Annotated in this window: 1 protein-coding gene; it reads left to right on the plus strand. The window is 67.4% G+C overall.

What is annotated here, in order from left to right; all coding sequences use genetic code 11:
- Positions 1-36: 36 nt before the first annotated feature.
- Positions 37-402, plus strand: a 366-nt coding sequence (locus tag DXX99_RS11775) for a methyl-accepting chemotaxis protein (RefSeq protein WP_276308348.1), incomplete at its 3' end; no start/stop codon positions are given.

Consider the following 402-nt stretch of genomic DNA (forward strand, 5'->3'; position numbering starts at 1 on the left):
CAGCAGGCGGCCAACCTGGAGGAAGCTGCCGCGTCGATGGAGGAGCTGACCTCCACCGTGCGCCAGAACGCCGAGCTGGCGCGTCAGGCCGACAGCGAAGCGCATGCCGCCGGTGCCGCCGTACGCGAGACCGAGCAGGCGATGGCGCAGATGGCCTCGGTGATGGGTGAGATCGATCAGTCCTCGGCACGCATCTCGGAAATCTCCACCGTTATCGACGGCATCGCGTTCCAGACCAACATCCTGGCGCTGAACGCTGCGGTGGAAGCCGCGCGCGCGGGCGAGCAGGGCCGTGGTTTTGCCGTGGTCGCCAGCGAAGTACGCACGCTCGCGCAGCGCGCCGGCGTCGCGGCCAAGGAAATCAAGGAGCTGATCGAAGACGCCGCTGCCAAGGTGAAGAGT

It is taken from the genome of Ammonifex thiophilus, from assembly GCF_003368535.1.
Lineage (GTDB): Bacteria > Bacillota > Desulfotomaculia > Desulfotomaculales > Ammonificaceae > Ammonifex > Ammonifex thiophilus.